This is a genomic window from Rossellomorea marisflavi (assembly GCF_009806575.1).
GTDB classification, from domain to species: Bacteria; Bacillota; Bacilli; order Bacillales; family Bacillaceae_B; genus Rossellomorea; species Rossellomorea marisflavi_A.
This window is the reverse complement of record NZ_CP047095.1, coordinates 2,334,016-2,354,758: the sequence shown is the minus strand read 5'-3', so window position 1 is coordinate 2,354,758 and position 20,743 is coordinate 2,334,016. Positions and strand designations below refer to the sequence as shown.

General features: G+C 47.3%; 24 protein-coding genes, 1 other RNA gene and 1 riboswitch. Of the genes, 20 read left to right on the top strand and 5 right to left on the bottom strand.

Annotation, left to right across the window (positions count from 1 at the left end; all coding sequences use genetic code 11):
* Nucleotides 1-18: 18 nt before the first annotated feature.
* The gene (locus D5E69_RS12205) at nucleotides 19-312 is read right to left on the bottom strand and encodes a phage holin family protein (protein WP_231578769.1); all 294 of its coding nucleotides are present in this window, start codon (nucleotides 310-312) and stop codon (nucleotides 19-21) included.
* A 172-nt stretch (nucleotides 313-484) separates the two neighbouring features.
* Between D5E69_RS12205 and D5E69_RS12200 the strand changes: the two genes are divergently transcribed.
* The 3 genes from D5E69_RS12200 to D5E69_RS12190 all read left to right on the top strand — a co-directional run bounded on the left by D5E69_RS12200 (nucleotide 485) and on the right by D5E69_RS12190 (nucleotide 2,397).
* Nucleotides 485-922, top strand: a complete 438-nt coding sequence (locus D5E69_RS12200; protein ID WP_048003744.1) for a peptidylprolyl isomerase — start codon at nucleotides 485-487, stop codon at nucleotides 920-922.
* Nucleotides 923-970: 48 nt separating this feature from the next.
* A non-coding RNA gene (gene ssrS / locus D5E69_RS12195) (6S RNA) lies at nucleotides 971-1,158 on the top strand.
* A 165-nt stretch (nucleotides 1,159-1,323) separates the two neighbouring features.
* Entirely contained in the window at nucleotides 1,324-2,397 is a 1,074-nt protein-coding gene (locus D5E69_RS12190; RefSeq protein ID WP_148795205.1) for a metallophosphoesterase family protein, read from the top strand.
* Between the two features lie 162 nt (nucleotides 2,398-2,559).
* Here D5E69_RS12190 and D5E69_RS12185 read toward each other — a convergent pair whose 3' ends face one another.
* A complete protein-coding gene (locus D5E69_RS12185) occupies nucleotides 2,560-2,856 on the bottom strand; it encodes a DUF948 domain-containing protein (RefSeq protein ID WP_048012828.1) in 297 nt (98 codons plus the stop codon).
* A gap of 147 nt (nucleotides 2,857-3,003) precedes the next feature.
* Here D5E69_RS12185 and D5E69_RS12180 point away from each other — a divergent pair, with 147 nt between their 5' ends.
* The 4 genes from D5E69_RS12180 (at nucleotide 3,004) to D5E69_RS12165 (ending at nucleotide 7,678) form a co-directional block, all read left to right on the top strand.
* Nucleotides 3,004-3,789: an HAD family hydrolase gene (locus tag D5E69_RS12180; protein ID WP_063191577.1), complete on the top strand. Its 786-nt coding sequence runs from the start codon at nucleotides 3,004-3,006 to the stop codon at nucleotides 3,787-3,789.
* A 25-nt stretch (nucleotides 3,790-3,814) separates the two neighbouring features.
* Nucleotides 3,815-4,252 carry an SRPBCC family protein gene (locus tag D5E69_RS12175; RefSeq protein WP_053072379.1) on the top strand — a complete coding sequence of 146 codons (438 nt, stop codon included), beginning with the start codon at nucleotides 3,815-3,817 and terminating at the stop codon, nucleotides 4,250-4,252.
* A gap of 84 nt (nucleotides 4,253-4,336) precedes the next feature.
* On the top strand, nucleotides 4,337-6,895 hold the full coding sequence (locus D5E69_RS12170) for a helicase-related protein (RefSeq protein WP_159129726.1): 2,559 nt from the start codon (nucleotides 4,337-4,339) through the stop codon (nucleotides 6,893-6,895).
* Nucleotides 6,896-6,961: 66 nt separating this feature from the next.
* Entirely contained in the window at nucleotides 6,962-7,678 is a 717-nt protein-coding gene (locus tag D5E69_RS12165) for a DsbA family oxidoreductase (RefSeq protein ID WP_159129725.1), read from the top strand.
* 131 nt (nucleotides 7,679-7,809) lie between these two features.
* Here D5E69_RS12165 and D5E69_RS12160 read toward each other — a convergent pair whose 3' ends face one another.
* Nucleotides 7,810-8,931 carry a CAP domain-containing protein gene (locus D5E69_RS12160; RefSeq protein WP_231578766.1) on the bottom strand — a complete coding sequence of 374 codons (1,122 nt, stop codon included), beginning with the start codon at nucleotides 8,929-8,931 and terminating at the stop codon, nucleotides 7,810-7,812.
* A 137-nt stretch (nucleotides 8,932-9,068) separates the two neighbouring features.
* Between D5E69_RS12160 and speD the strand changes: the two genes are divergently transcribed.
* The 4 genes from speD (at nucleotide 9,069) to D5E69_RS12140 (ending at nucleotide 12,648) form a co-directional block, all read left to right on the top strand.
* Nucleotides 9,069-9,884 carry an adenosylmethionine decarboxylase gene (speD, locus tag D5E69_RS12155; RefSeq protein WP_048003737.1) on the top strand — a complete coding sequence of 272 codons (816 nt, stop codon included), beginning with the start codon at nucleotides 9,069-9,071 and terminating at the stop codon, nucleotides 9,882-9,884.
* 128 nt (nucleotides 9,885-10,012) lie between these two features.
* Nucleotides 10,013-11,086 (top strand): PRK06851 family protein, encoded by a 1,074-nt coding sequence (locus tag D5E69_RS12150; protein WP_159129724.1) that lies wholly within the window; start codon nucleotides 10,013-10,015, stop codon nucleotides 11,084-11,086.
* 210 nt (nucleotides 11,087-11,296) lie between these two features.
* Nucleotides 11,297-12,064, top strand: coding sequence for an exodeoxyribonuclease III (locus D5E69_RS12145; RefSeq protein WP_159129723.1), 768 nt, complete (start codon nucleotides 11,297-11,299; stop codon nucleotides 12,062-12,064).
* Nucleotides 12,065-12,078: 14 nt separating this feature from the next.
* Nucleotides 12,079-12,648, top strand: a complete 570-nt coding sequence (locus D5E69_RS12140) for a hypothetical protein (RefSeq protein ID WP_048003734.1) — start codon at nucleotides 12,079-12,081, stop codon at nucleotides 12,646-12,648.
* Between the two features lie 27 nt (nucleotides 12,649-12,675).
* Here D5E69_RS12140 and D5E69_RS12135 read toward each other — a convergent pair whose 3' ends face one another.
* Nucleotides 12,676-13,236 (bottom strand): hypothetical protein, encoded by a 561-nt coding sequence (locus D5E69_RS12135; protein WP_048003733.1) that lies wholly within the window; start codon nucleotides 13,234-13,236, stop codon nucleotides 12,676-12,678.
* 118 nt (nucleotides 13,237-13,354) lie between these two features.
* Here D5E69_RS12135 and D5E69_RS12130 point away from each other — a divergent pair, with 118 nt between their 5' ends.
* Nucleotides 13,355-14,272, top strand: coding sequence for a phosphatidate cytidylyltransferase (locus tag D5E69_RS12130; RefSeq protein ID WP_048003732.1), 918 nt, complete (start codon nucleotides 13,355-13,357; stop codon nucleotides 14,270-14,272).
* A 90-nt stretch (nucleotides 14,273-14,362) separates the two neighbouring features.
* Here the strand turns inward: D5E69_RS12130 and D5E69_RS12125 are convergent, their stop codons facing one another.
* A complete protein-coding gene (locus tag D5E69_RS12125; protein WP_048003731.1) occupies nucleotides 14,363-14,653 on the bottom strand; it encodes a protein YxiS in 291 nt (96 codons plus the stop codon).
* A gap of 122 nt (nucleotides 14,654-14,775) precedes the next feature.
* Between D5E69_RS12125 and D5E69_RS12120 the strand changes: the two genes are divergently transcribed.
* The 8 genes from D5E69_RS12120 to thiS all read left to right on the top strand — a co-directional run bounded on the left by D5E69_RS12120 (nucleotide 14,776) and on the right by thiS (nucleotide 20,743).
* A complete protein-coding gene (locus D5E69_RS12120; RefSeq protein WP_048003730.1) occupies nucleotides 14,776-15,054 on the top strand; it encodes a DUF6509 family protein in 279 nt (92 codons plus the stop codon).
* Between the two features lie 205 nt (nucleotides 15,055-15,259).
* Nucleotides 15,260-15,460 (top strand): hypothetical protein, encoded by a 201-nt coding sequence (locus D5E69_RS12115; RefSeq protein ID WP_370296006.1) that lies wholly within the window; start codon nucleotides 15,260-15,262, stop codon nucleotides 15,458-15,460.
* Between the two features lie 33 nt (nucleotides 15,461-15,493).
* Complete coding sequence (locus tag D5E69_RS12110) at nucleotides 15,494-16,627, top strand: sensor histidine kinase (RefSeq protein WP_048012823.1); 1,134 nt, start codon at nucleotides 15,494-15,496, stop codon at nucleotides 16,625-16,627.
* Nucleotides 16,624-17,223, top strand: a complete 600-nt coding sequence (locus D5E69_RS12105) for a response regulator transcription factor (RefSeq protein WP_048003728.1) — start codon at nucleotides 16,624-16,626, stop codon at nucleotides 17,221-17,223. The genes D5E69_RS12110 and D5E69_RS12105 overlap by 4 nt, the downstream gene beginning before the upstream one ends.
* Nucleotides 17,224-17,937: 714 nt before the next feature.
* Nucleotides 17,938-18,046, top strand: a riboswitch (TPP riboswitch).
* Between the two features lie 100 nt (nucleotides 18,047-18,146).
* Nucleotides 18,147-18,848: a thiaminase II gene (tenA, locus tag D5E69_RS12100; protein ID WP_159129722.1), complete on the top strand. Its 702-nt coding sequence runs from the start codon at nucleotides 18,147-18,149 to the stop codon at nucleotides 18,846-18,848.
* Nucleotides 18,848-19,465 carry a thiamine phosphate synthase gene (locus D5E69_RS12095; protein WP_048003727.1) on the top strand — a complete coding sequence of 206 codons (618 nt, stop codon included), beginning with the start codon at nucleotides 18,848-18,850 and terminating at the stop codon, nucleotides 19,463-19,465. Before tenA ends, D5E69_RS12095 begins: the two co-directional genes overlap by 1 nt.
* The gene (thiO, locus tag D5E69_RS12090; RefSeq protein ID WP_063191572.1) at nucleotides 19,462-20,601 is read left to right on the top strand and encodes a glycine oxidase ThiO; all 1,140 of its coding nucleotides are present in this window, start codon (nucleotides 19,462-19,464) and stop codon (nucleotides 20,599-20,601) included. The genes D5E69_RS12095 and thiO overlap by 4 nt, the downstream gene beginning before the upstream one ends.
* A complete protein-coding gene (thiS, locus tag D5E69_RS12085; RefSeq protein WP_231579037.1) occupies nucleotides 20,585-20,743 on the top strand; it encodes a sulfur carrier protein ThiS in 159 nt (52 codons plus the stop codon). The genes thiO and thiS overlap by 17 nt, the downstream gene beginning before the upstream one ends.

Genomic DNA, 20,743 nt, shown 5'->3' with positions numbered 1-20,743 from the left:
CGCGATGCACTCTGATAATCACTTCTTTTCTCTCCTTCCGCGATCCGAGACCCTGGAGAAAAAAGTTTGTTTGAATGACTGATGTGTCGTGATGGCAGCACCAGTTGCAATGAATCCGTTGGCAATGCCGTTGAAGTCAAAACCAAGCTTCCAGCCGCTGGCGAGCACCCCGCATAAGAGGAGGATCCAGATGATCAACCAGTCCTCCACATGCGGGGTCTTTTTTAATGCAAACCCGAGAACCCATAGGGCAGGCACCAATATCGTGAGCTGGGGATCAATTGAAATCCCCCTTAATAATTCTTCCATCATCACGCATCTCTCCCTCAACCAGAGTTGTCCTTTTACTAGGATATTCACCGACTACGGAGATTCATGACCGCTATTTGAACGTTTCTTGGAATCTCACCGACACTTGGAGTGACATGCCTTCCCGGGAATGGTATGATATAGCTTGATCACTTGAAAAAAGGAGCTGTTAATAATGGCGAAAAAAGGATACATACAATTCCAAACGGGTGAAAAAATCGAATTCGATCTTTTCCCGAATGAAGCACCAGGAACAGTGGAGAACTTCGAAAAGCTTGCAAAAGAAGGATTTTATGACGGTTTGACTTTCCACCGTGTGATTCCCGGCTTCGTAAGTCAAGGAGGCTGCCCGAACGGTACAGGTACCGGTGGTCCTGGATATACCATCAAATGTGAAACAGAAGGCAACCCTCATAAGCATGAGGCCGGATCTCTTTCCATGGCTCATGCTGGAAAAGACACAGGCGGAAGCCAATTCTTCATCGTCCATGAGCCTCAGCCGCATCTGAACGGTGTTCACACTGTATTCGGTAAAGTAACGTCTGGACTCGAAATCGCAAAAGCGATGAGAAATGGTGACGTAATGGAGAAAGTAGAAGTCTTCGACGCGTAATCAGGCACAAGGGTTGAAATAAATCCGGCGTTGTTGTATTATACTATCTACAGGCTGCGTTGTACGTAACCATAACGAAGTTTTAACCTTTAAGCTGTAATAGGGAGTTTTATATCGAAGTCGGAATGCCATGCCTCCACGATAGAGGACGGCAGGAAACCTTCTGCAAACACCCACTTTGAGGAGTGGTGGTTTAAAACTTTCTTATAATCCGTTACGGCAACTGTGGCTCTTAACACACACATGAAAGCCAGTCTCTCAGGAGGCTGGCTTTTTATGTATGTGCGTATTGGACTTTTAAAAGCAATCCATCATCTCCGTTCTTCAGACATACATAGAAAAGTCGATAATGGCCATATACGGTCGGAACGCTACCAATAATGCTATGGAGGATGTCCCGTATGGAAAAAATTAAGAAAATCAGTATCCCTGATAAGTCCAGAGTGATCGTCATTGGTGATATCCACGGGGAACTCGATCTTTTAAAGGAATTAGTGCAAAAAGTACATGTTCAACGAGACGATCGGTTGTTGTTCATCGGAGATCTATGCGAAAAGGGACCCGACAGCAGCGGCGTGGTGGATTACATCATGGAACTTTCAGTTAAGAGCCCGAACGTACACGTGTTAGAGGGGAATTGTGATACATTGGTGGACGATTTGGTGGAATTGAATCCAGATTTGATAGGGTACTTGAATCGTCGAGAAAAATCCCTCTTTCATGAGTGGATGATAAAAGAAGACATGACGTTTTCAGAGGGTACGGGGATAGAAGAAATGAAAAATGTCCTGGTGAATAGCTTCAGTAAGCAGATCGAGTGGCTTTCAGGACTTCCCACCGCCATCGAAAGCGAACGATATCTATTTGTACATGCAGGGATTGACCCAGGGGAAGAGTGGCAGGAAACGAGCCGGATGGAGGCATTGACGAAGAGGGCGTTCATGGAAAGGTATCACTGTGCAGGTAAACAGGTCATCGTTGGACATTGGCCTGTGGTCAATTACATTGAAAATGGCTTCTCCCATGCACCATTAATCAACCACGACAAGAAAATGATCTCCATCGATGGCGGTTGTGCCGTGAAATCGTCCGGACAATTGAATGCACTGATCATCGAATCAGGAGCATACTCCTTCATGTATGTCGATCATCTTCCTGATTTCGAGGTTAAAGGCGATTATATGCCGCACAATCAAGAGGCGGCCGGCATCACGTTCCCGGATTATGAGATCGAACGGTTGGAAGTGGCAGAGGATTTCAGCCGATGCATGCATAAAAAGACGGAAAGAATGTTCTGGGTTAAAAATGAATACATAGAGGATGATGGTCATAACGTGAAGGACGATGTGTCATGCACCTTGCTTCCTGTAACAAGCGGTGAAAGGGTGCAGTTGGTCGATGGAGGATGTACAGGATTTGATTTGGTGAAAAAAGAGGGCAGGGTGGGGTGGATTCCCAAGGGGTTACTCAAGTAAAGGTGCCCCTCCTGTCCGTACATGGTTAAGTGTCCCGCAACAAGCGAATGTCCAGGAGGGGCATCTCAACTATACCAGAGGCAAACCGATCGTTCAAATACATCATAATAATATTATGTAAACAAAACAAATCAAAACGAAATCCCTCACAAGAGGAGGGATTCAAGCCTTCATATTTTTAAACAACGATTTGATGGAGCGTGGAAGATCCTTTGCTTCTTCAACTGTCATCGTGATGCTATCCTTCTTGAACTCAATATCCTTCTGGATTTCCTGTTGGGTGGCCTGAAGCTGGGACGATTCGTCTATCAATTTATTCATTCTTCCCTGGATGCTTTCCACCTGTTCATTCATACGATTGATGACCGGTTTAGTCGTTTTTAACGTTCGGACAATGGATACGCCGAGCATGATGATGGCAATCACCACGATGGCGATGCTGATATAAACAATCCACATGTCGATTCCTCCTTCTTACGAATATGTATACTTACTATGTTCCCTTTTTCACTTTAAAAAAACGCATGCTCGTGATTATTATAGACGAATGTAGCGTCTCCTTGTAATCTTAAGAGTATAAAACAAAGTGGAGAGAAGGGATGCGTTTTGTTAAAAGCAATTTTTTTCGATTTGGATGACACGTTATTATGGGATGCTAAAAGCATTTCCGAAGCATTTGGTGCCACATGCCGGTATGCAGCAACTCAGGTGAAAGTGGATGCTGATGAGCTGGAATCTTCTGTGAGGGCTTCTGCTAGAGAGCTTTATGCCTCGTATGATACATATGAATTCACACAAATGATCGGGATCAACCCATTCGAAGGTCTTTGGGGGGATTTTTTCGACGATCATGACGAAAATTTCACCAAGCTTAGCCGGATTGCCCCGGGCTATCGTGAAGAAGCCTGGAAAAACGGACTGGAACGAGAAGGTGTGAGGGTGGAGGGTCTAGGAGAAGAACTTGCCGAACGCTTTAGGGAAGAACGCAAGAAGCATCCTTTTGTATACGATGAAACATTCGATGTACTCGAGAAGGTGAAAGATTCGTATGAACTGATCCTTTTGACAAACGGATCACCCCATCTGCAGCATACCAAGCTTGAACTGACGCCTGAATTGGTCCCATACTTCAAGGAAATCATCGTTTCAGGGGCAGTCGGGAAAGGAAAGCCGGAGCCTGAGATGTTTGAGATTGCACTCGAGAAAGTCGGGATAGCAAAGGAAGAAGCCATCATGGTAGGCGATAATCTGAATACAGATATAAAAGGTGCCAATCAATGCGGGATTAGGACCGTTTGGATCAATCATCATCAAAAGAAGCCTGAATTGGTTACTCCGACTTATGAGATTGATCGTTTGGCCGGTCTCATTCCACTGCTCGATCGTCTTTGATTAGACACTGCAAGGAGGTAGCGTTTTGGTCAAAAGTAGCTGTTCCCTAAATGTTCATGCGCCCATCGAAGCCGTATGGGATTTCATATCCGAGTTGGAAGAGTGGGCTCCCCTCGTCTCAGGGTATATAGGTCACAGGCGTTTTGCTCGCGATCACGTAGAATGGAAGATGAAGATCCCTTATGGCATCATAAAAAAAACGGTCACGGCGGAGGTCAGGGTGAAGGAATGGATCCCTCCGGAGAAAATCAGCTTCGCTCTGGAAGATGCCAAAGGATCTTTCGTAGGATGTGGTGAATTCACGGCAAAAGCAGACGCGGAGGGGACCATCATGAACGGATGGCTGTCCATGAATCCGAAAGGCTCCCGAAAGTGGGTTCCGGACAGGATATTCGAAGGAATCATGGAAGAAATGATCGTGTCGTTGTCACATGCCATTAAAATCAGGTTGGAACAAAACTAAGCCCGCTGGATTGCGGGCTTTTTGTGCTGCATCCAACTATGATAAACTAAAGATTCTTAGAATAATATGATTGGGGAATACAGCATGCAAAAGCTTCAGGACGTAAGGGAAGAAGCCATAAATGAAACGAAACAAAAAATAGATGAAGATATCATGCGCTACATGCAGGAGAGAAAAAGCTGCCCGACATTCGATGACTATGTAACAGATAGAAGGTCTTTCTTTCATCAGGTGTGGATCAATACGTGGTTGAATAGGGTAACCAATGACCTCATGCTCAGCCATAAAAAGGCCTTTCTCCGCAGCCGGGGAATCGAACTGAACGGAATGGAGAAAAAATGGGTCAATCAGCTTTTCCGGAACGAGATAAGGGAGATAGACCCATTCGATGGAGAAGCTTGGTTAAAAGAGACAGTCAAGGCCGGTCAGGAGTGGAAGGACCGTTTCAATGCAGTCAAAGATCAACAGAAGGAAGATCATGCTCGTATAAAGCGTTCCACGCTCCAAAAGGAAATCAGAAGGGATATCCTTCAGTGGGTGGAAGACCAGGTTGGGAAAAAGGAGCTTACATGGTACGCAGAGCTTCGCTATCTCATGGCCCAAAAAGTTGCAGCCGACATCGGGAGTAAGAAAAAATTCATCCTTGAGGAAGACCAGCTAAGAGAAGAGGGTGCATTCCATTCTTTACACTATCCTTTACTGGAGGATTTCATGGGAGAATTCACGGGATCCCTGAATAAAAAAAGTGAGAATTGGGACCGGGATGCCTGGGAGTATGAAACGTATCTGGCCCCTTACGAGCGATTCAGTTCCTATCATGCCGATCAGCTGATCATGAATTCCCTGCTTGAAGCCCTACCGGAAGACCACCTCGAACGCTATCTGGAAGCCTTCGGTCAGCCCTTGAATATGGAAAGGCTGAGCAGGATGAATCATCCGCTATTTTTGTCGATGATGAACACCTGGTTTAATTGGCTCGGTGAAGAAAAGGTAGAACGCCTCCTTGAGATTGCGGAAGAACCGTGGGATCCCGAAGACCAGCTGACCAGCTTGGCAGCAGATATGGAAGAGAGAGAAAAGCGCGAACGGGAAGAACGGGAAGAACAGGAGAGGAAACAGCGAGAAGAGGAGGCTATGCTGGAGTCCATTTTTGGACGGGAGTACAGTGCCCCTGGTAAGAGCAATATCCGCTATATCCTGCATCTCGGTGAAACGAATACAGGCAAAACCCATACCGCACTGGAAAGCATGAAAAAAGCCCGAAGTGGCATGTATCTTGCACCTTTGCGCCTTCTTGCCCTGGAGGTTTACGATAAACTAAATCGTGAGGGTATCCCCTGTAATCTGAAAACCGGTGAAGAAGAGAAAGTGACTGTTGGTGCACTTCATAGTGCCAGTACCGTGGAAATGTTCCATGAGAAGGATCAATATGACGTGGTTGTGATCGATGAAGCCCAGATGATTTCCGATCAGGACAGGGGCTACGCATGGTATCGGGCCATTACCAAATCCAGGGCGAAGGAAGTCCATATCATTGGCAGCAGCAATGTGGAAGAACTTTTATTCCGTTTGCTCAGTGAGGAAGATGTTACGGTCCATCACTATAAACGCGAGATTCCCCTGCAGGTGGAAGCAAAGGAATTCAAGCTTCGGAGCGCCAAGAACGGAGATGCGATCGTCTGTTTTTCAAGGAAAAAGGTTCTGGAGACAGCCTCGAGGCTTCAGTCGGGCGGGCATAAGGTGAGTATGATCTATGGAAGCATGCCGCCTGAAACCCGGAAAAAGCAAATGATGCAATTCATAGAAGGGAAGACGAACCTCATCGTTTCCACGGATGCCATCGGAATGGGTCTCAATCTTCCCATCCGGAGGATCGTATTCCTTGAAACGGAGAAATTCGATGGGACAAGGAGAAGGCGGCTTTCTTCACAGGAAGTTAAACAGATTGCCGGTCGTGCTGGACGGAAGGGGCTTTATGAAGTAGGTAAGGTTTCATTCAGCAGGCACGTCAAAGCGATGGAAAAACTCCTGCATCAGGAAGACCGCCCCCTCAATCGTTTTGCCGTTGCACCCACCTCTTCGGTCTTTGAACGGTTCCAGCGCTACAGTAATCACTTGGGGACCTTCTTCGAGCTTTGGGATCGATTCGAGTCTCCTGAAGGAACCGAGAAGGCTTCGTTGATTGAGGAAAAAGAGCTGTATGAACGGATCGAGGGATCAGACATCGAAGCCAGGCTTTCCCTGGACGACCTTTACGGCTTTCTTCACCTTCCTTTCAGCAAAAAGGAGGATCGCCTGACTACACAGTGGCTCCAATGCATGCATGCCATCATCGATGGTGAGGAGCTCCCGGAACCGGTCATCAGGACACGAAATTTGGAACAACAGGAACTATCGTATAAATCCGTGGGCTTACATCTTCTCTTTCTCTATCGGCTAGGCCGCCAGACAGAAGCTGCCTATTGGGAGCGGGTCAGGGAAGAGATAGCAGATGGCGTGCATGATACCCTTTCAGACGAAGTTCAATCCTACAGCCGCACGTGCAGGAGCTGCGGGAAAAAGCTGCCGCCTGAGTTCGGGTTTTCCATCTGTGACCGCTGCCATGGCAACAGGTCGAAACGAAAAAGGAGAAGGCTGAGCTGATGATGGGTATTATGACTCAAAATATGGTACGATGCCTCTAGAATAAACAGTAAAGAGGTGCAAGGGATGAAAATAGAAGTATGGTCTGATTATGTTTGTCCATTTTGTTATATAGGAAAACGGCGCCTGGAGCAGGCACTTGAGCAGTTTGATCATGCAAATGAGGTGGAAGTCGAGTTCAAGAGCTTTGAACTTGATCCCAACTTCCCTAAGGATACGGATAAGAACATCCATCAGCTGATCGCGTCCAAATACGGGATCACCGAAGAACAGGCAAGGAATAATTCCGTAAGCCTCACCCAACAGGCGGCTGCCGTTGGCCTTGATTTCCGTTTTGATACAAGTGTGCCGACGAATACATTCGATGCTCATCGTCTTACTAAATTCGCACAGTCCAAAGGAAAAGAGAGCGAATTGACGGAGCTGCTGTTAAAAGGGCACTTTACCGATTCCAAGCATGTCGGAGATGAAGCGACCCTTCTCGACCTTGGTGAGTCAGTCGGATTGGACAGGAACGAGGCCGCCGAAGTCCTTAAGGGCGAAGCCTATGCGCAGGAAGTCCGAATGGACGAAGCGGAAGCCAGGGAGATCGGAGTACAGGGGGTACCATTCTTTGTGATTAACAGAAAATATGCCATTTCCGGCGCTCAACCACCTGAGGTCTTCCGTGATGCCCTGCAAAAAGTATGGCAAGAAGAATCCCGTTCTCCTTTGACGTCCCTGAATACGAACCAAGGGATGACATGTGATGAAAATGGATGCGACATACCCGGTGATAAGTAATTGAACCGCCGGCCAGTAAGTTAGAGTTCCCACCCTGCAATCGAGAGCGAGTTTTCATGAGCCGGTCGTAGGTGACAAATCAAAAAATCCATCCTTAAGATAGGATGGATTTTTTGCTGTCTAGATGAGGTTTATTCACTATAGAAGTTCTCTGTATAATAGGGCTGGGCCTTTTCGTTGAACGAAACCCCTACACCGAGGAACTCATAATGGGACTGAAGGATGTTTTCACGATGGCCCATCGAGTTCATGAGCCCCTCATGGGCAAAGATCGAGCTGAGCTGTCCATAGGCAAGATTTTCCCCTGCCGTCCTGAAGGCGACCTGATCATCGGCCATCCGGTCGAACGGCGATTCCCCTTCAAGATTTGTGTGGCTGAAGTAGTTGTTTTCGGCCATGTCATCACTATGTTTCCTTGCGGTTTCCCTCACATGATCATCCCAAGTCAGGACGGATTCCCCCATCCGGACCCGGATGGCATTCGTGAGGTCGAAAAGCTGGTATTCAAATCCTTCTTTCATGGAAGCGGAGGCTTCGGTGTAATAATCCTTTTTCTCGTTCTCCAACCCTGAATCGATCACCTGGATGGCTGTGACCGTGTTGTTCTCATGCTTATCATAAAAGATCGTCACATAGGAATCGTCGACTTCGAAAACATCATGCTCCCCGTCGGTCTGGAGCTGAAACAAGGTCATCCCCTTTCTGATATGTTCGAGTGGTTTGCCCATTTCATTCCGCACATCCTCTTTGGAGGCGCCTATTTTGATGCCGGTCGTTGAAGAGATCAGATCCTGATTCGTGTAAAGACCATTGACTTTTCCATTGTCATCATAAGACGCCAGGAAGAAATTCTGGTAGTGGTCATGATAGGCGAACCACTCTACACCATATTCATTCATGGAATGCCTTTGGGGATCACCCGCTTGTTCTTCCACCTCTTTCTTGTCAGCGCCAAGTTCGATATTGTGAACAGAGAAGGTTTCACTGCTCGGGGTCGTCAGCGCCGGCTTCTCTGCCTGTTGTGCTTCAGGTTCCTGCTCCTTGCCCCCTTTAAAGTCATCCAGCTTTGAAAGAAGGGATTGCATCCCCTGATCAAGTCCGTCTATCGCACCCTGGACGTCATCCCGTTCCTTGAACTCCTGGAATTTGTCCATGATGGAGCCGAGACTGGATGCCTCAACCTGTTCAATCCATAGTGGTTTGGTGATATATGCAGCTGCTATAAGTACGATAAGCAGTAGTAGTTTTTTCACGATATACAACTCCATTCTTACATCCATTTTAACCAAATGCAGCGCAAAGTAAAAAGAAAAAGCTATTGCCAGTTTGTTTTACCTCGGGGGTGTTCGGGTAAGATACACACATACGTGTAATGAGGGGGAAGTGTTTCATGAATTTATCTCATCAAGAGCGCATTCAGCTCCATGAATTCAATAATCTGACAAAATCATTAAGTTTTAATATGTACGACGTATGCTATACGAAGACGCGGGAAGAGCGGGAAGCGTATATCGAATATATTGATGAACAATACAATGCAGAACGTCTGACGGGCATCCTGACACATGTATCGGATATCATCGGGGCGCATGTGTTGAATGTGTCCAAGCAGGATTATGTACCACAGGGGGCAAGCGTCACCATCCTTGTATCTGAAGGACCGATCGTCGAGGTCCCCACTGAACATTTTGATGAATCTCCCGGTCCTCTCCCGGCAAGCGCCGCCATGCATTTGGACAAGAGCCATATTACTGTCCACACATATCCTGAATATCATCCACATGAAGGAATCAGTACCTTCCGTGCGGACATTGATGTGTCCACCTGCGGAGAAATATCTCCCTTAAAGGCATTGAATTACCTCATTCACTCCTTTGATACGGATATCATGACGATGGACTACCGAGTGAGGGGATTCACCCGGGATATCAATGGGCGCAAGCTTTTTATAGATCATGATATTCAATCCATCCAAAATTATATACCTGAGGCGATCAAAGAAGAATACGATATGATTGATGTGAATGTCTATCCGCAGAACATCTTCCATACAAAATGTAAGCTGAAGGAATTTGATCTGAACAACTATCTGTTCGGTTACACGGAAGACCGCCTCGGTGAAGGAGAGGCGAATGAAATCACAAGCAAACTGAAGAAGGAAATGGATGAGATCTTTTATGGTAAGAACATGGATAAGAGGGAGTAGGAAAGGCGCCCGTGTCACAGGGCGTCTTTTTTTTGCCCGATTCACGGGGGCAGGCTGTAAGACATATGGTTTACTATGGGCGAACTCCCTTCCCTGCATAAAGGGAAGAGTGAAGAGAGGATGATTCGATGTCGTCTAAACATTATTTTGCATGTGGGAACACTGCCAAAGGGTTGATCAGTTTATCGGATTCCGCTTTTGAAGAGTTGAAAAAGGTGTATATTCTCGACGGCGGTCCAGGGGCTGGTAAGTCGACGCTTCTAAAAGAGATCGGTACACGGTTGGAGAAAAAGGGATATCACTTGGACTACATCCATAGTGCCTTGGAGCCTGATGCCCTGGATGCTGTCCTTTTGCCGGAGAAGGGGATCGGTGTAATCGATGGCAGTGAAATGTTCAATGTTGCCCAGGCGGTCGTGGAAAGGGTCGACCTCACAAAGCCCCTGGATATGGAAAAACTAGCGGATCATACTCAAGACGTATTGACGTATTTCAATCAGTTCATCGGAAAACGTCAGGAAGCATATGATACATTTGCAGCGTCCCTAAGGGACCATGATGATATCGAAAAAGTGTACATTTCCAATATGGACTTCGAAGAAGCCGATACCCTGACAGGGGAATTAATCGACACCTTCTTTGGAGGGGGAAATAAGGGCACAGAAGGGAAAATTACACGTCGATTCCTCGGTGCTGCAACTCCGGTCGGTGCAATCGATCATATTCAAAACCTCACCGAAGGGATACCTGACAGGTTCTTCATCAAGGGCAGGGCAGGATCCGGTAAGTCGACGATGCTGAAGAAAATTGCGGCAAGCGGCAGAGAAAAAGGGTTCAGCGTGGAAGTATACCACTGCGGCTTTGATCCGAACAGCCTCGATATGGTCATCCTTCGGGAACAGGGGATCGCCATTTTTGACAGTACGGCACCCCATGAGTATTTCCCTTCACGTGAAGGGGATCACATCGTCGATATGTATGAACGATGTATCACGGAAGGAACCGATGAAACATATAGTCGAGAGATTGAAGAAGCGACAAAAGGCTACAAAGATAAAATGAAGGAAGCGATCCAGACGCTGAAAGAAGCAAAGGATTTCCGTGACCAGATGAAGGGTATCTATGTCGACCTTATGGATTTCAATGAGGTCGAGCAGATAACAGAAGAACTCTACCACCGAATCGAAGTAGAAATTCAATGATGTTGGAATAAGGCGAGGGAACGTTTCCGCGCCTTATTTTTATGGGAGAATAATAAGAATATGAATTCGTTATATTAGAATAATAAGAGGAATACTATAAGTTATATCAGTATAATTTCGTTGGCGTGACTGAAATATGGTAGAATAATAGCAGGGATTCCGACCAGAGATCAACGGTCGGAAACATGAAATCAGAGGTGCAAATGAGAGATGGTCAAACTAATTTCTTGGAATGTTAACGGAATCAGGGCCTGTGTCAAAAAGGGCTTTCTTGATTTCTTCAAACATAGTGATGCGGATATCTTCTGCATTCAGGAATCAAAGCTCCAGGCGGGTCAAATCGAGTTGGATCTGCCGGGCTATCATCAGTATTGGAACTACGCTCAAAGAAAAGGATACTCTGGGACAGCCGTCTTCACAAAAACGGAACCACTCCATGTGAGTTACGGATTTGCCAAAGGAGAGGTTGAAGAAGAAGGACGATTGATTACATGTGAATTCGAATCCTTCTATCTTGTGACCATGTACACCCCGAATTCAAAGCGGGATTTATCCCGCATAGTCGACCGCCTTCGTTGGGAAGATAAGGTAAGGGGATATATAAAGAAGCTGGACGAGCATAAACCTGTCGTCCTATGTGGGGATTTGAATGTCGCCCATCAACCCATCGATTTGAAGAATGACCGTTCAAACCGTGGGAATTCAGGGTTTACGGATGAGGAAAGGGAGAAGATGACGCAGCTCTTGGATGCCGGGTTCATCGACACGTTCAGATATCTTCATCCGGATCGTGATGATGCGTACACCTGGTGGTCTTACATTAACAAGGTGAGGGAGCGGAATATCGGATGGCGCATCGACTATGTCATTGCTTCGCGTTCCCTGGCGCCTTCACTTGCTTCAGCCGGGATGGAACCAGCGGTGCTCGGCAGCGATCATTGTCCCGTATACGCTGAATTCAAAGAACTATCCGAATAAGGGAGGAACTACATATGAAAAAGAAAATGACTGAGTGGGCAGACAGAGTTGAGGGTACCATTGAAGCCCTGCCTGAAGAAATGGAGTATCTCCTTCAAAATGACTTGAAGTCCCCGGAAGGACTCACCATCATCGATTTTAAGACCGCTCTTTCCCAAGCAGTGGTGGAGCGATGCGATAAGGAAACGGAAGAATTGATTGCTGACGGTCATGCGGTACTGGACGAACCTGTCCGGTACCTGAAGGAAAACCCGGAACACTTCGTCTATCTGGAAGCGGAGTGCTTTGACCGTGTGGGAGTTGACGGAGTCTCCCTTGAGATGAATGACGTCTTCCAAACCTACGGCGCTCTCCTTGGACTGAAGCTCCAAAAGAAATTTGGTCCGGAAATCAAGCAGATCCTGGCTGAGACCCTGACGAATGGAGAGGACTCCTACGAACTTTTATTCAACGGGGAGGATGGTCTGTGGGATCTCAATCTGACATTGAATGATATGAGGGGGTTCAGTGAAGAAGCTACCCTCCTGGAAGCGTATGAGATGGTCTATCAATTTATTTTCTTCCTTCGCTTTACAATCGAATAATAACCAAAAGGAACCTCCCGGATTTTTTCATTCCGGGAGGTTCCTTTGCTTTTTGACGGGTTCATAATCTGACAATGTCCCTTCGTAAATCAGCTCAAACGATGGGGATCTCCTGAAATCCTCGGGGGTAACCAGGGCGGGTAGCTTATCCCAGAGCTTGACACCCGACCGGCTCAATACTTCCGCGACGAATTGGGAGCAAAAGTAGGAGTTGCTGAATTCAACCGGCTCATTCATGGTCACGCCGACGATCCCGAATAGATTATAGAGATACTTATTGCTGCTGCGTTTGAATACATTCAGAATCCGGAGCATTTTTTGCGTATCCCTCTGCGACACCTTCAGCCTGTATATCACACAGGTCGTCTTCGGATATTTGCTGTATGTACCACTGCGGACATCTTCTTTCACAAATCCACCCGACAGTGGATTGGATGGATGCTTCCTCCCGAAGCTGTACATGTCGGTGAGTTCCCGATCAAATGAAATGGACGCGTGATTGTAGGGGGCTTTCGTATAGCTCTTGATCGATTTAGTGAACAGGGTGCCCGTATCCGTCAATAAAATATAAATAAAGTGGTCTTCCATCCGCGCACCTCCTAAAAAAATGTAGATGTTCCACCTTCTTCATTATACAATAACCTGAGGGGTTAATATGACCAATGACCCATCCTTTTAAAGGATTTCAACAATAGGGGGGACATTTTTGACCACAAGCGCTTATTGGACGTTATTCATCATTTTCCTTACGCTTTCAGCCGGTCATCTGGCATTCATTTTAGTGAGGAAGTTCCAGGGGGACAAGGATTTTTCCCGTGTTTCCCTGCGGATCAAAACATGGTGGGGGATGTTTATCGTTTTTACGGTTGCAACCCTTTTCAACCCTCTTGTATCCATGCTCTCATTAATGATCCTTTGCTTCTTCTCTCTTAAAGAGTATTTTTCCATGATGAAGACACGGAAGGCCGACCGGCGTATTTTCCTGTGGGCATACATATCGATACCTCTCCAATTTTATTGGATCTACCTTGGGTGGTATGGAATGTTCATCGTCTTTATCCCTGTGTACGTTTTTTTACTTCTGCCGCTACCGAGGATCCTGGGGAAGGGGACCGTAGGGTTCTTAAGGTCGGTCAGCTCTACTCAATGGGGCCTGATGCTTATGGTGTTCGGTCTTAGCCATCTGGCCTATTTCCAAGTTGCGAGTCCCGAATATGGAGCCAATCTTGTCCTTTACCTTGTCATCCTTACGCAGGTGAGTGACATCGTTCAACATCTGGTTTCCATCTATGCCGGCCGCCTAAAGGTGGTTCCTACAGCGAATCCTGCCATCACATGGGAAGGATATATGGTGGCTTTACTGGTTACAACGGGCTTATCCTTTAGCCTCTATCCATATCTGACGCCACTGAATGAAACATTCGGTCTCTTGTCAGGCGTCATCATTGCGACAGGTGCCTTTATCGGCAGTCTTACGGTATCGGTATTGAAACGCGATCTTCTCATCGGGGACCGGCCGAAGTTCACTTCCTTGCAGGAAAGTTACTTGAACCGGGTGGACAGTCTGGCTTATACAGCACCGATTTTCTTTCACATCATCCGCTATTATTTTGATTTTATGTAAAAAAGAAGCTTGGAAGAGAATCCAGGCTTCTAGATTATGATTGTTAAAGATGGGTGTATATAACGGATTAAGTACACAAGGGTTTTTCCTTCAGCGCTTTTGCATTTCCTGAATGGCGATGGCCAAATCTTCGTTGCCGAATAACTGGAGGACGCCCAGAAGGGTACTGTAAGGAATATCTGAGGATTCTTCCTTCGGGACCGTCAGCTCCATCATTTGTTTCAGGACAGGATTATCTCTCTGCTCCGGGTAGGCTTTGAGGTAAACGGCAACTGGATCAAGATCCTGATTCACACACCACTGGGCAAAAACCATCATCATCATATTTTCATCTTTTTGATAGTTTTCGATGATTTTCTTTTCCATTTCATTTCGTTCCATGAGATCACTCCTTAAAGCACCATTATAACCGAGAAAACATGGGGATGAGAAGAGAATGGTGTGAAGGAACGGGATTACGTGTATAATGGGTGTTTAGGAAAAGGTATGAAAGGAAGTTTTATATGGAAATCATTCAAATGAACGCAGAAGAATTGAAAGACCCGACCGGGATCCTTCCGGGACAGCGATATGAAGTGATGATTGAAATCGAGGTTCCGGAAGATGATGAATTGTATACACCATCCGGAATGTATATAAAAGGCATTTATGTCCGGGAAGAAGCGTCTTCCAAACTCGCTCAGTACGCTATCATCGAACGGGGATCCGAAACCTATTTGGATTTTGCCCTTGAGGAAGAAGAAGAGCAGGCATTGGTTGCTTATTGCGACGAAAATATCTGATGTGAAAACACCCTTTACGGCACTGGCTGCGGTGAAAGGGTGTTCTTTTTTTTGTGATAAGACCGGAGTAAAGGTGGGAAGAATTTTCTCATCGAATTTCTTTGAAATGTTGTCCTTTTTGGTCGATTTTCCCTGATATCATGTGCTATGATTAAGATATCGAAATGCTAGCAGTTGCTATACTTTTGATAGAAGGTGGAGATAAATGTTGTCAAATCAAGGAAAGATGCAGCTTAATGTAAGGATTGATCCCGAAACGTCGGAGAAGTTGGATGAGATTGTCGAATACTATCAGGAGAACACCAAGATCGGACGTGTGTATAAGGGTGACGTGTTAACCGATATCATACATAAATCGTATGAGGTCATGCAAAAACAAAAAGCCATTCAAAAAAGGAAATATTAAGGGCTGTATGCCTTGAGGAAAAGAGGGATCATTATGAACGTTTCCACAGGGAAGCTTAAAGGTTCAGGCACGTCGCCGTATGTATGGGCCATTGCGTCGATCTTGCCTTTTTACTTCATTTTTCAATCGTCTTCCACCATGGAGATCGTTACCGGGATCATCATGACGATCCTGTTTTTCCTAGCGTTGCGCTTTGCCTTCCTGTCGAGCAGGTGGCCCGTGTATCTATGGACAGGGATCCTGATCGCCATTTCCATCATCATGACCGTGCAGTTCAATTTTATCTATTTTGCTTTTTATATCGCCTACTATAATGGGAACATAAGGAACCGGGCGGCGTTCCTGACACTGTATGTGGTGCATTTGGTCCTTACGACGGCATCGATCAATTATAAATTCGTCCTCCAGCATGAGGTCTTCCTCTCTCAGATTCCTTTCATCCTGATCATTTGGATCAGTGTGATCCTGCTTCCTTTCAATATTTTCAATCGCAACAAACAAGGGCAGTTGGAAGAGCAGCTCGAAGATGCCAATAAACGGATCTCAGAATTGGTGAAGCAGGAAGAGCGGCAGAGGATTGCAAGGGATCTCCACGACACCCTTGGTCAGAAACTATCACTGATCGGATTGAAAAGCGATCTGGCCAGAAAACTGGTCGAGAAAAATCCGGAACAGGCGAAGAACGAACTCATGGATGTCCAGCAGACGGCAAGGACGGCGCTGAGTGAAGTCCGGACCCTCGTATCACAGATGAGAGGCATCAGGCTCGAGGATGAGTTCATCCGGATCCGTCAGCTCCTGTCAGCAGCCGACATCCGGTTCATCCCTGAATACGAGGAACCGCTCCCCAATATCTCGCTGTTCCTTGAGAATATCCTCAGTATGTGCCTGAAGGAAGCCGTTACCAATATCGTAAAGCATAGCGGCGCCACAGAGTGTACACTCAGGGTGGTGGAAAGCCATGATAGCCTTAGATTCGTTCTTTCTGATAACGGTAAAGGCATCCCTAAGGATTACCGCAAATCAAAAGGGAGCGGATTGATCGGGATCCGTGAGCGGCTCGACTTCGTGAACGGAGAGCTTGGAATCGACGGAGAAGATGGCACCACTCTGACAATGATCGTGCCTAAAGTGATAAAAGATACAAACAGGGAGGGTTACAATTGATTTCAATCGTGATTGCAGAAGATCAGAGGATGATGCTGGGGGCCCTTGGTTCCCTCTTGAACCTCGAAGATGATATGGAAGTCGTAGGGATGGCAGGAGACGGGGAAGAAGCGCTCTCGCTCGTTCGGGAGCTACGTCCCGATATATGCATGATGGATATCGAAATGCCCAAGATGACTGGGCTGGAAGCAGCAGAAAGACTGAAGGACACTGACTGCAGGGTCATCATCTTGACCACCTTTGCACGGTCAGGCTATTTTCAACGCGCCCTGAAGGCAGGGGTGAAGGGATACCTTCTGAAAGACAGCCCCAGTGAAGAGCTTGCTCAATCCATACGACTCGTCATGGATGGGAAGCGGATGTTTGCACCCGAACTCATGGATGATGTATATGGTGAAGAAAATCCCCTGACGGATCGTGAGAAAGAAGTGCTGTGGCTCGTCGCCGACGGGAAAAACACGCAGGAAATCGCCGATGAACTCAGCCTGAAGGCAGGAACCGTCCGTAATTATATTTCAACCATCCTTGAAAAACTCGGTGTGAAAAACAGGATCGAGGCCATTACCCAATCGAAGGAGAAAGGCTGGTTCAAGTGAGTTGTTTCTTTGCACTTAATGAAAATGATGATCCAACACCTGCCCCCCCTTCACCATGGGGAGAACCGAAGGAACGGGTAGACAACTTCACCGGTTGACAGCAATGATAAAAAATGAAACGTATATATAAAGTCCTTTTCCTCATTCTACGGTAACTTCCAGTATTCACTACAGAGTGCTCGAAACGGAGGCCAACCGACTCCAACGTTACAAGCGGACAGGGCGAGTCCCCGCAAGAATCAGGAGGCTCACCGCAGGCCCAATGGAAAGCGACTGGCCGCAGTGAAGAAGCACGCACTCCTACTTACCGTCTATCCAGACAATATCAACCGTTAGATACGGCACAGGTACCATGATATATAAAGTCTATGAGAATATAAGGTTGGAAACTTCTCTCACGCCATTAGTTTTATTAACATGTCCTACTATTCACTACAGAGTGCTCGAAGCGGAGACCAACCGACTCCAACGGGAAAAGCGGGCAGGGTGAGACCCCGCAAGAATGAGGAGGCTCACCGCACGCCCCGTGGAAAGCGGTTGGCCGCAGCGAAGAGCACGGACTCCTACTTATCACATGCCAATTCAAAAAATAATAGAACTTATATAACGCCTCACCTTTGTACGATTTCATAGGATAAAAGCAGTTTCTTCCTTGGATGGACTTGACAATCCATCTCTTCATGTTACGATAGCATCGAACTCAACTTACATATGACGATCCACTAGGGGGGCCCTTAATAGCGGCTGAGATTGAAGTGAAACTTCAAGACCCTTTGAACCTGATCTGGTTGATACCAGCGGAGGGAAGTGGCGTTTTGAGGATATCTCTATCCGTTTCGGATTCTCAAAAAGCCATTTTCCACCAACTCTGTGGAAAATGGCTTTTTTTCGTTTCAGTGGATCGTCAAAAGGAGGAAAGAGGAATGAAGTTTTCAGAAGAATTACGGCTGGCTGCAGACGATTGCTGGGAGGCGAGTTTTCAACATCCTTTCGTAAAAGGAATCGGTGATGGTTCCTTGCCGCTTGAGAATTTCAAATTTTATGTTTTGCAAGATTCCTATTATCTGACCCATTTTTCAAAAATGCAGGCTTTGGGGGCTTCAAAAGCAGGGGATCTTCAAACATCCGCCCGATTGGCTGCCCATGCACAGGCAACGTTCGAAGCAGAGCTTTCTCTCCATGAAGGGTTTTCTGACAAACTCGGAATCACAGAAGAAGAGAAGGAGCAGTTCGTTCCGTCCCCGACGGCGTATGCCTATGCTTCTCATATGTACCGATCTGCTCAGGTCGGTGATCTGGCTGATATCCTTGCTGCCCTGCTGCCCTGTTACTGGCTGTACTATGAGGTGGGGGAGAAATTGAAAGGAAGCACGCCGGAAGAACCCATTTATCAGGAGTGGATCGCCACCTACGGAGGGGAATGGTTCAGGGAGCTGGTTGAGGAACAGATCCAAAGGCTCGATGAACTGGCAGAGCTCGCAAGTGGTACTCAACGCGCCCGCATGAAAGAACTGTTCCTGGTGAGCAGCATTTATGAACTCCAGTTCTGGGAAATGGCCTTCACCCTTGAACGGTGGCCCTTCCAAGAATTACTGGCCACCACCCGAACCGGGGCCGGTGCATAATGGCAGTGTCCCAACCGGAGTTTCACATCATCACGTCGGGAAAGCAGTCTCCACGAGAAGTGGTCCAAATCTGCTCGCTTGTGCATCACCTGGTGGATGCCATTCACCTGAGGGAAAACAATTGGTCGTCGCGCTGTCTATACGACACCATTCTCGCGCTTCTCTCATCCGGTGTTCCTGCAGAGAAGCTGGTTGTCAATGATCGCGTCGACATAGCCTTGTTGACGGGTGTAGAACGGGTTCAGCTCGGATCCCGGAGCGTCACCCCCTCCGAAATCAAAAGGATGTTCCCGACGATCAAAATTGGAATATCCGTGCATAGTCCCGCGGAAGCAGATGCGGCAGGAAAAACAGGAGCCGACTCCATTCTCCTAGGGAACATATATCATACGGGCTCCAAACCAGGAAAGACCGGTATCGGAGTGGGTGCAATCAGCAAAGTAAAAGATGAATTTCCCGTAGTTGGAATAGGCGGGATCACGCCGGACAACTCTGCTGAAGTAATCCGTGCAGGGGCAGCAGGCATCGCCGTGTTGTCTGGTGTGTTCCTCAGCACGGATCCGCGGGGGGCGGCCGAGGATTATCGAGCATCTTTAAAGGGAGGTGGAGCACGATGAAGCGCATCATCATTGTCGGTGGAGGTGTGATTGGTCTATCCATCGCCTTCGAGCTTATGAAAAAGGGGTGCAACGTCACCCTTTTGGAAAAAGGGAAGCTTGCGGGCAAAGCCTCAGGTGCAGCAGCTGGAATGTTGGGGGTCCATACTGAAACCAGGGGAAACCCCTCCATGACCTCCCTTGCCAAAGAAAGCAGGGATCTCTTCCCGGCCCTAGCCGAACAGCTCCTGAACTGTTCAGGAATCGATATCGGTTTGAGACAAAACGGAATGATCATGCCTGCTATGACAGGCAGGGAGCAACACCTCCTTCAAGAGGAAGCGAACAGTCCACAGGGGATGAAGGAGGAATTGCGGTGGCTGGAGGAAAGGGAGTTAAGGAAAATGGAGCCTTCCTTATCCCGCTCATTCATTGGCGGTCTTTATATACCACGGGACGGCAATCTTCTTGCACCTCGACTGTCAGAAGCGCTGGCTATTTCGGCAGCAACTATGGGGGCGGTACTCCATGAAGGCACCGAGGTCAACACACTCATCATGAAAGGGCGTTCAGTCATTGGTGTCAACACCACGCGGGGACCTCTTTATGGTGATGAGGTGGTGGTAGCAGGTGGCGCCTGGAGTCAGCATATCCTGCGACGGGTAGGAATTAAACTGGACGCTGCGCCGGTAAAAGGGGAATGCATTTCTGTGACCCCTAAGGAGGGATTCCTGAATCGAACGATTGTATCAGATGACGTGTATTTGGTCCCGAAAGCAGATGGCACATTGACGATCGGTGCCACGGAACAAGTAGGATCGTTCAGTGAAGATGTAGCTGCTGAGAGCGTCTCACGTTTACTTGCCAAGGCGTGCACCATTGCACCGGGCATTGCCGCTGCCGCATGGGGAAAAGCATGGGCAGGTACGAGGCCGAAAACATCCTCACGGCTCCCATTCATGGGAAGGGTTCCGGATGTGGAGGGACTGTCATTGGCGACAGGTCACTACCGGAATGGGATTCTTCTGGCTCCGATTACTGGAGTGCTGATGGCAGATCTACTGAGTGATAAGGACTGCGAAAGGAGATTGGGTTATGAATATACACGTCAATGGGATAGAAACCGAGGTTCCACCACAAGTGAAGTCAGTAGATGACCTCCTTATCCACCTTAAGACTGGTGAGCGGATGCTGATCGTGGAGTGGAACAAACAGATACTGAAGAAAGCTGAGCATAGGGATATCAAATTGAATGCTGGCGATCGGGTAGAGATCGTCCATTTCGTAGGAGGCGGTTGA

Coding starts and splice junctions, on each gene's coding strand:
- D5E69_RS12190 (WP_148795205.1), top strand. CDS start 1,324: ATGGAAAAAATTAAGAAAATCAGTATCCCTGATAAGTCCAGAGTGATC.
- D5E69_RS12150 (WP_159129724.1), top strand. CDS start 10,013: ATGTCGTCTAAACATTATTTTGCATGTGGGAACACTGCCAAAGGGTTG.
- tenA (WP_159129722.1), top strand. CDS start 18,147: ATGAAGTTTTCAGAAGAATTACGGCTGGCTGCAGACGATTGCTGGGAG.
- D5E69_RS12115 (WP_370296006.1), top strand. CDS start 15,260: ATGTTGTCAAATCAAGGAAAGATGCAGCTTAATGTAAGGATTGATCCC.
- thiO (WP_063191572.1), top strand. CDS start 19,462: ATGAAGCGCATCATCATTGTCGGTGGAGGTGTGATTGGTCTATCCATC.
- D5E69_RS12095 (WP_048003727.1), top strand. CDS start 18,848: ATGGCAGTGTCCCAACCGGAGTTTCACATCATCACGTCGGGAAAGCAG.
- D5E69_RS12125 (WP_048003731.1), bottom strand. CDS start 14,653: ATGGAACGAAATGAAATGGAAAAGAAAATCATCGAAAACTATCAAAAA.
- D5E69_RS12170 (WP_159129726.1), top strand. CDS start 4,337: ATGCAAAAGCTTCAGGACGTAAGGGAAGAAGCCATAAATGAAACGAAA.
- D5E69_RS12185 (WP_048012828.1), bottom strand. CDS start 2,856: ATGTGGATTGTTTATATCAGCATCGCCATCGTGGTGATTGCCATCATC.
- D5E69_RS12145 (WP_159129723.1), top strand. CDS start 11,297: ATGGTCAAACTAATTTCTTGGAATGTTAACGGAATCAGGGCCTGTGTC.
- D5E69_RS12140 (WP_048003734.1), top strand. CDS start 12,079: ATGAAAAAGAAAATGACTGAGTGGGCAGACAGAGTTGAGGGTACCATT.
- D5E69_RS12165 (WP_159129725.1), top strand. CDS start 6,962: ATGAAAATAGAAGTATGGTCTGATTATGTTTGTCCATTTTGTTATATA.
- D5E69_RS12200 (WP_048003744.1), top strand. CDS start 485: ATGGCGAAAAAAGGATACATACAATTCCAAACGGGTGAAAAAATCGAA.
- speD (WP_048003737.1), top strand. CDS start 9,069: ATGAATTTATCTCATCAAGAGCGCATTCAGCTCCATGAATTCAATAAT.
- D5E69_RS12120 (WP_048003730.1), top strand. CDS start 14,776: ATGGAAATCATTCAAATGAACGCAGAAGAATTGAAAGACCCGACCGGG.
- D5E69_RS12135 (WP_048003733.1), bottom strand. CDS start 13,236: ATGGAAGACCACTTTATTTATATTTTATTGACGGATACGGGCACCCTG.
- D5E69_RS12205 (WP_231578769.1), bottom strand. CDS start 312: ATGATGGAAGAATTATTAAGGGGGATTTCAATTGATCCCCAGCTCACG.
- D5E69_RS12110 (WP_048012823.1), top strand. CDS start 15,494: ATGAACGTTTCCACAGGGAAGCTTAAAGGTTCAGGCACGTCGCCGTAT.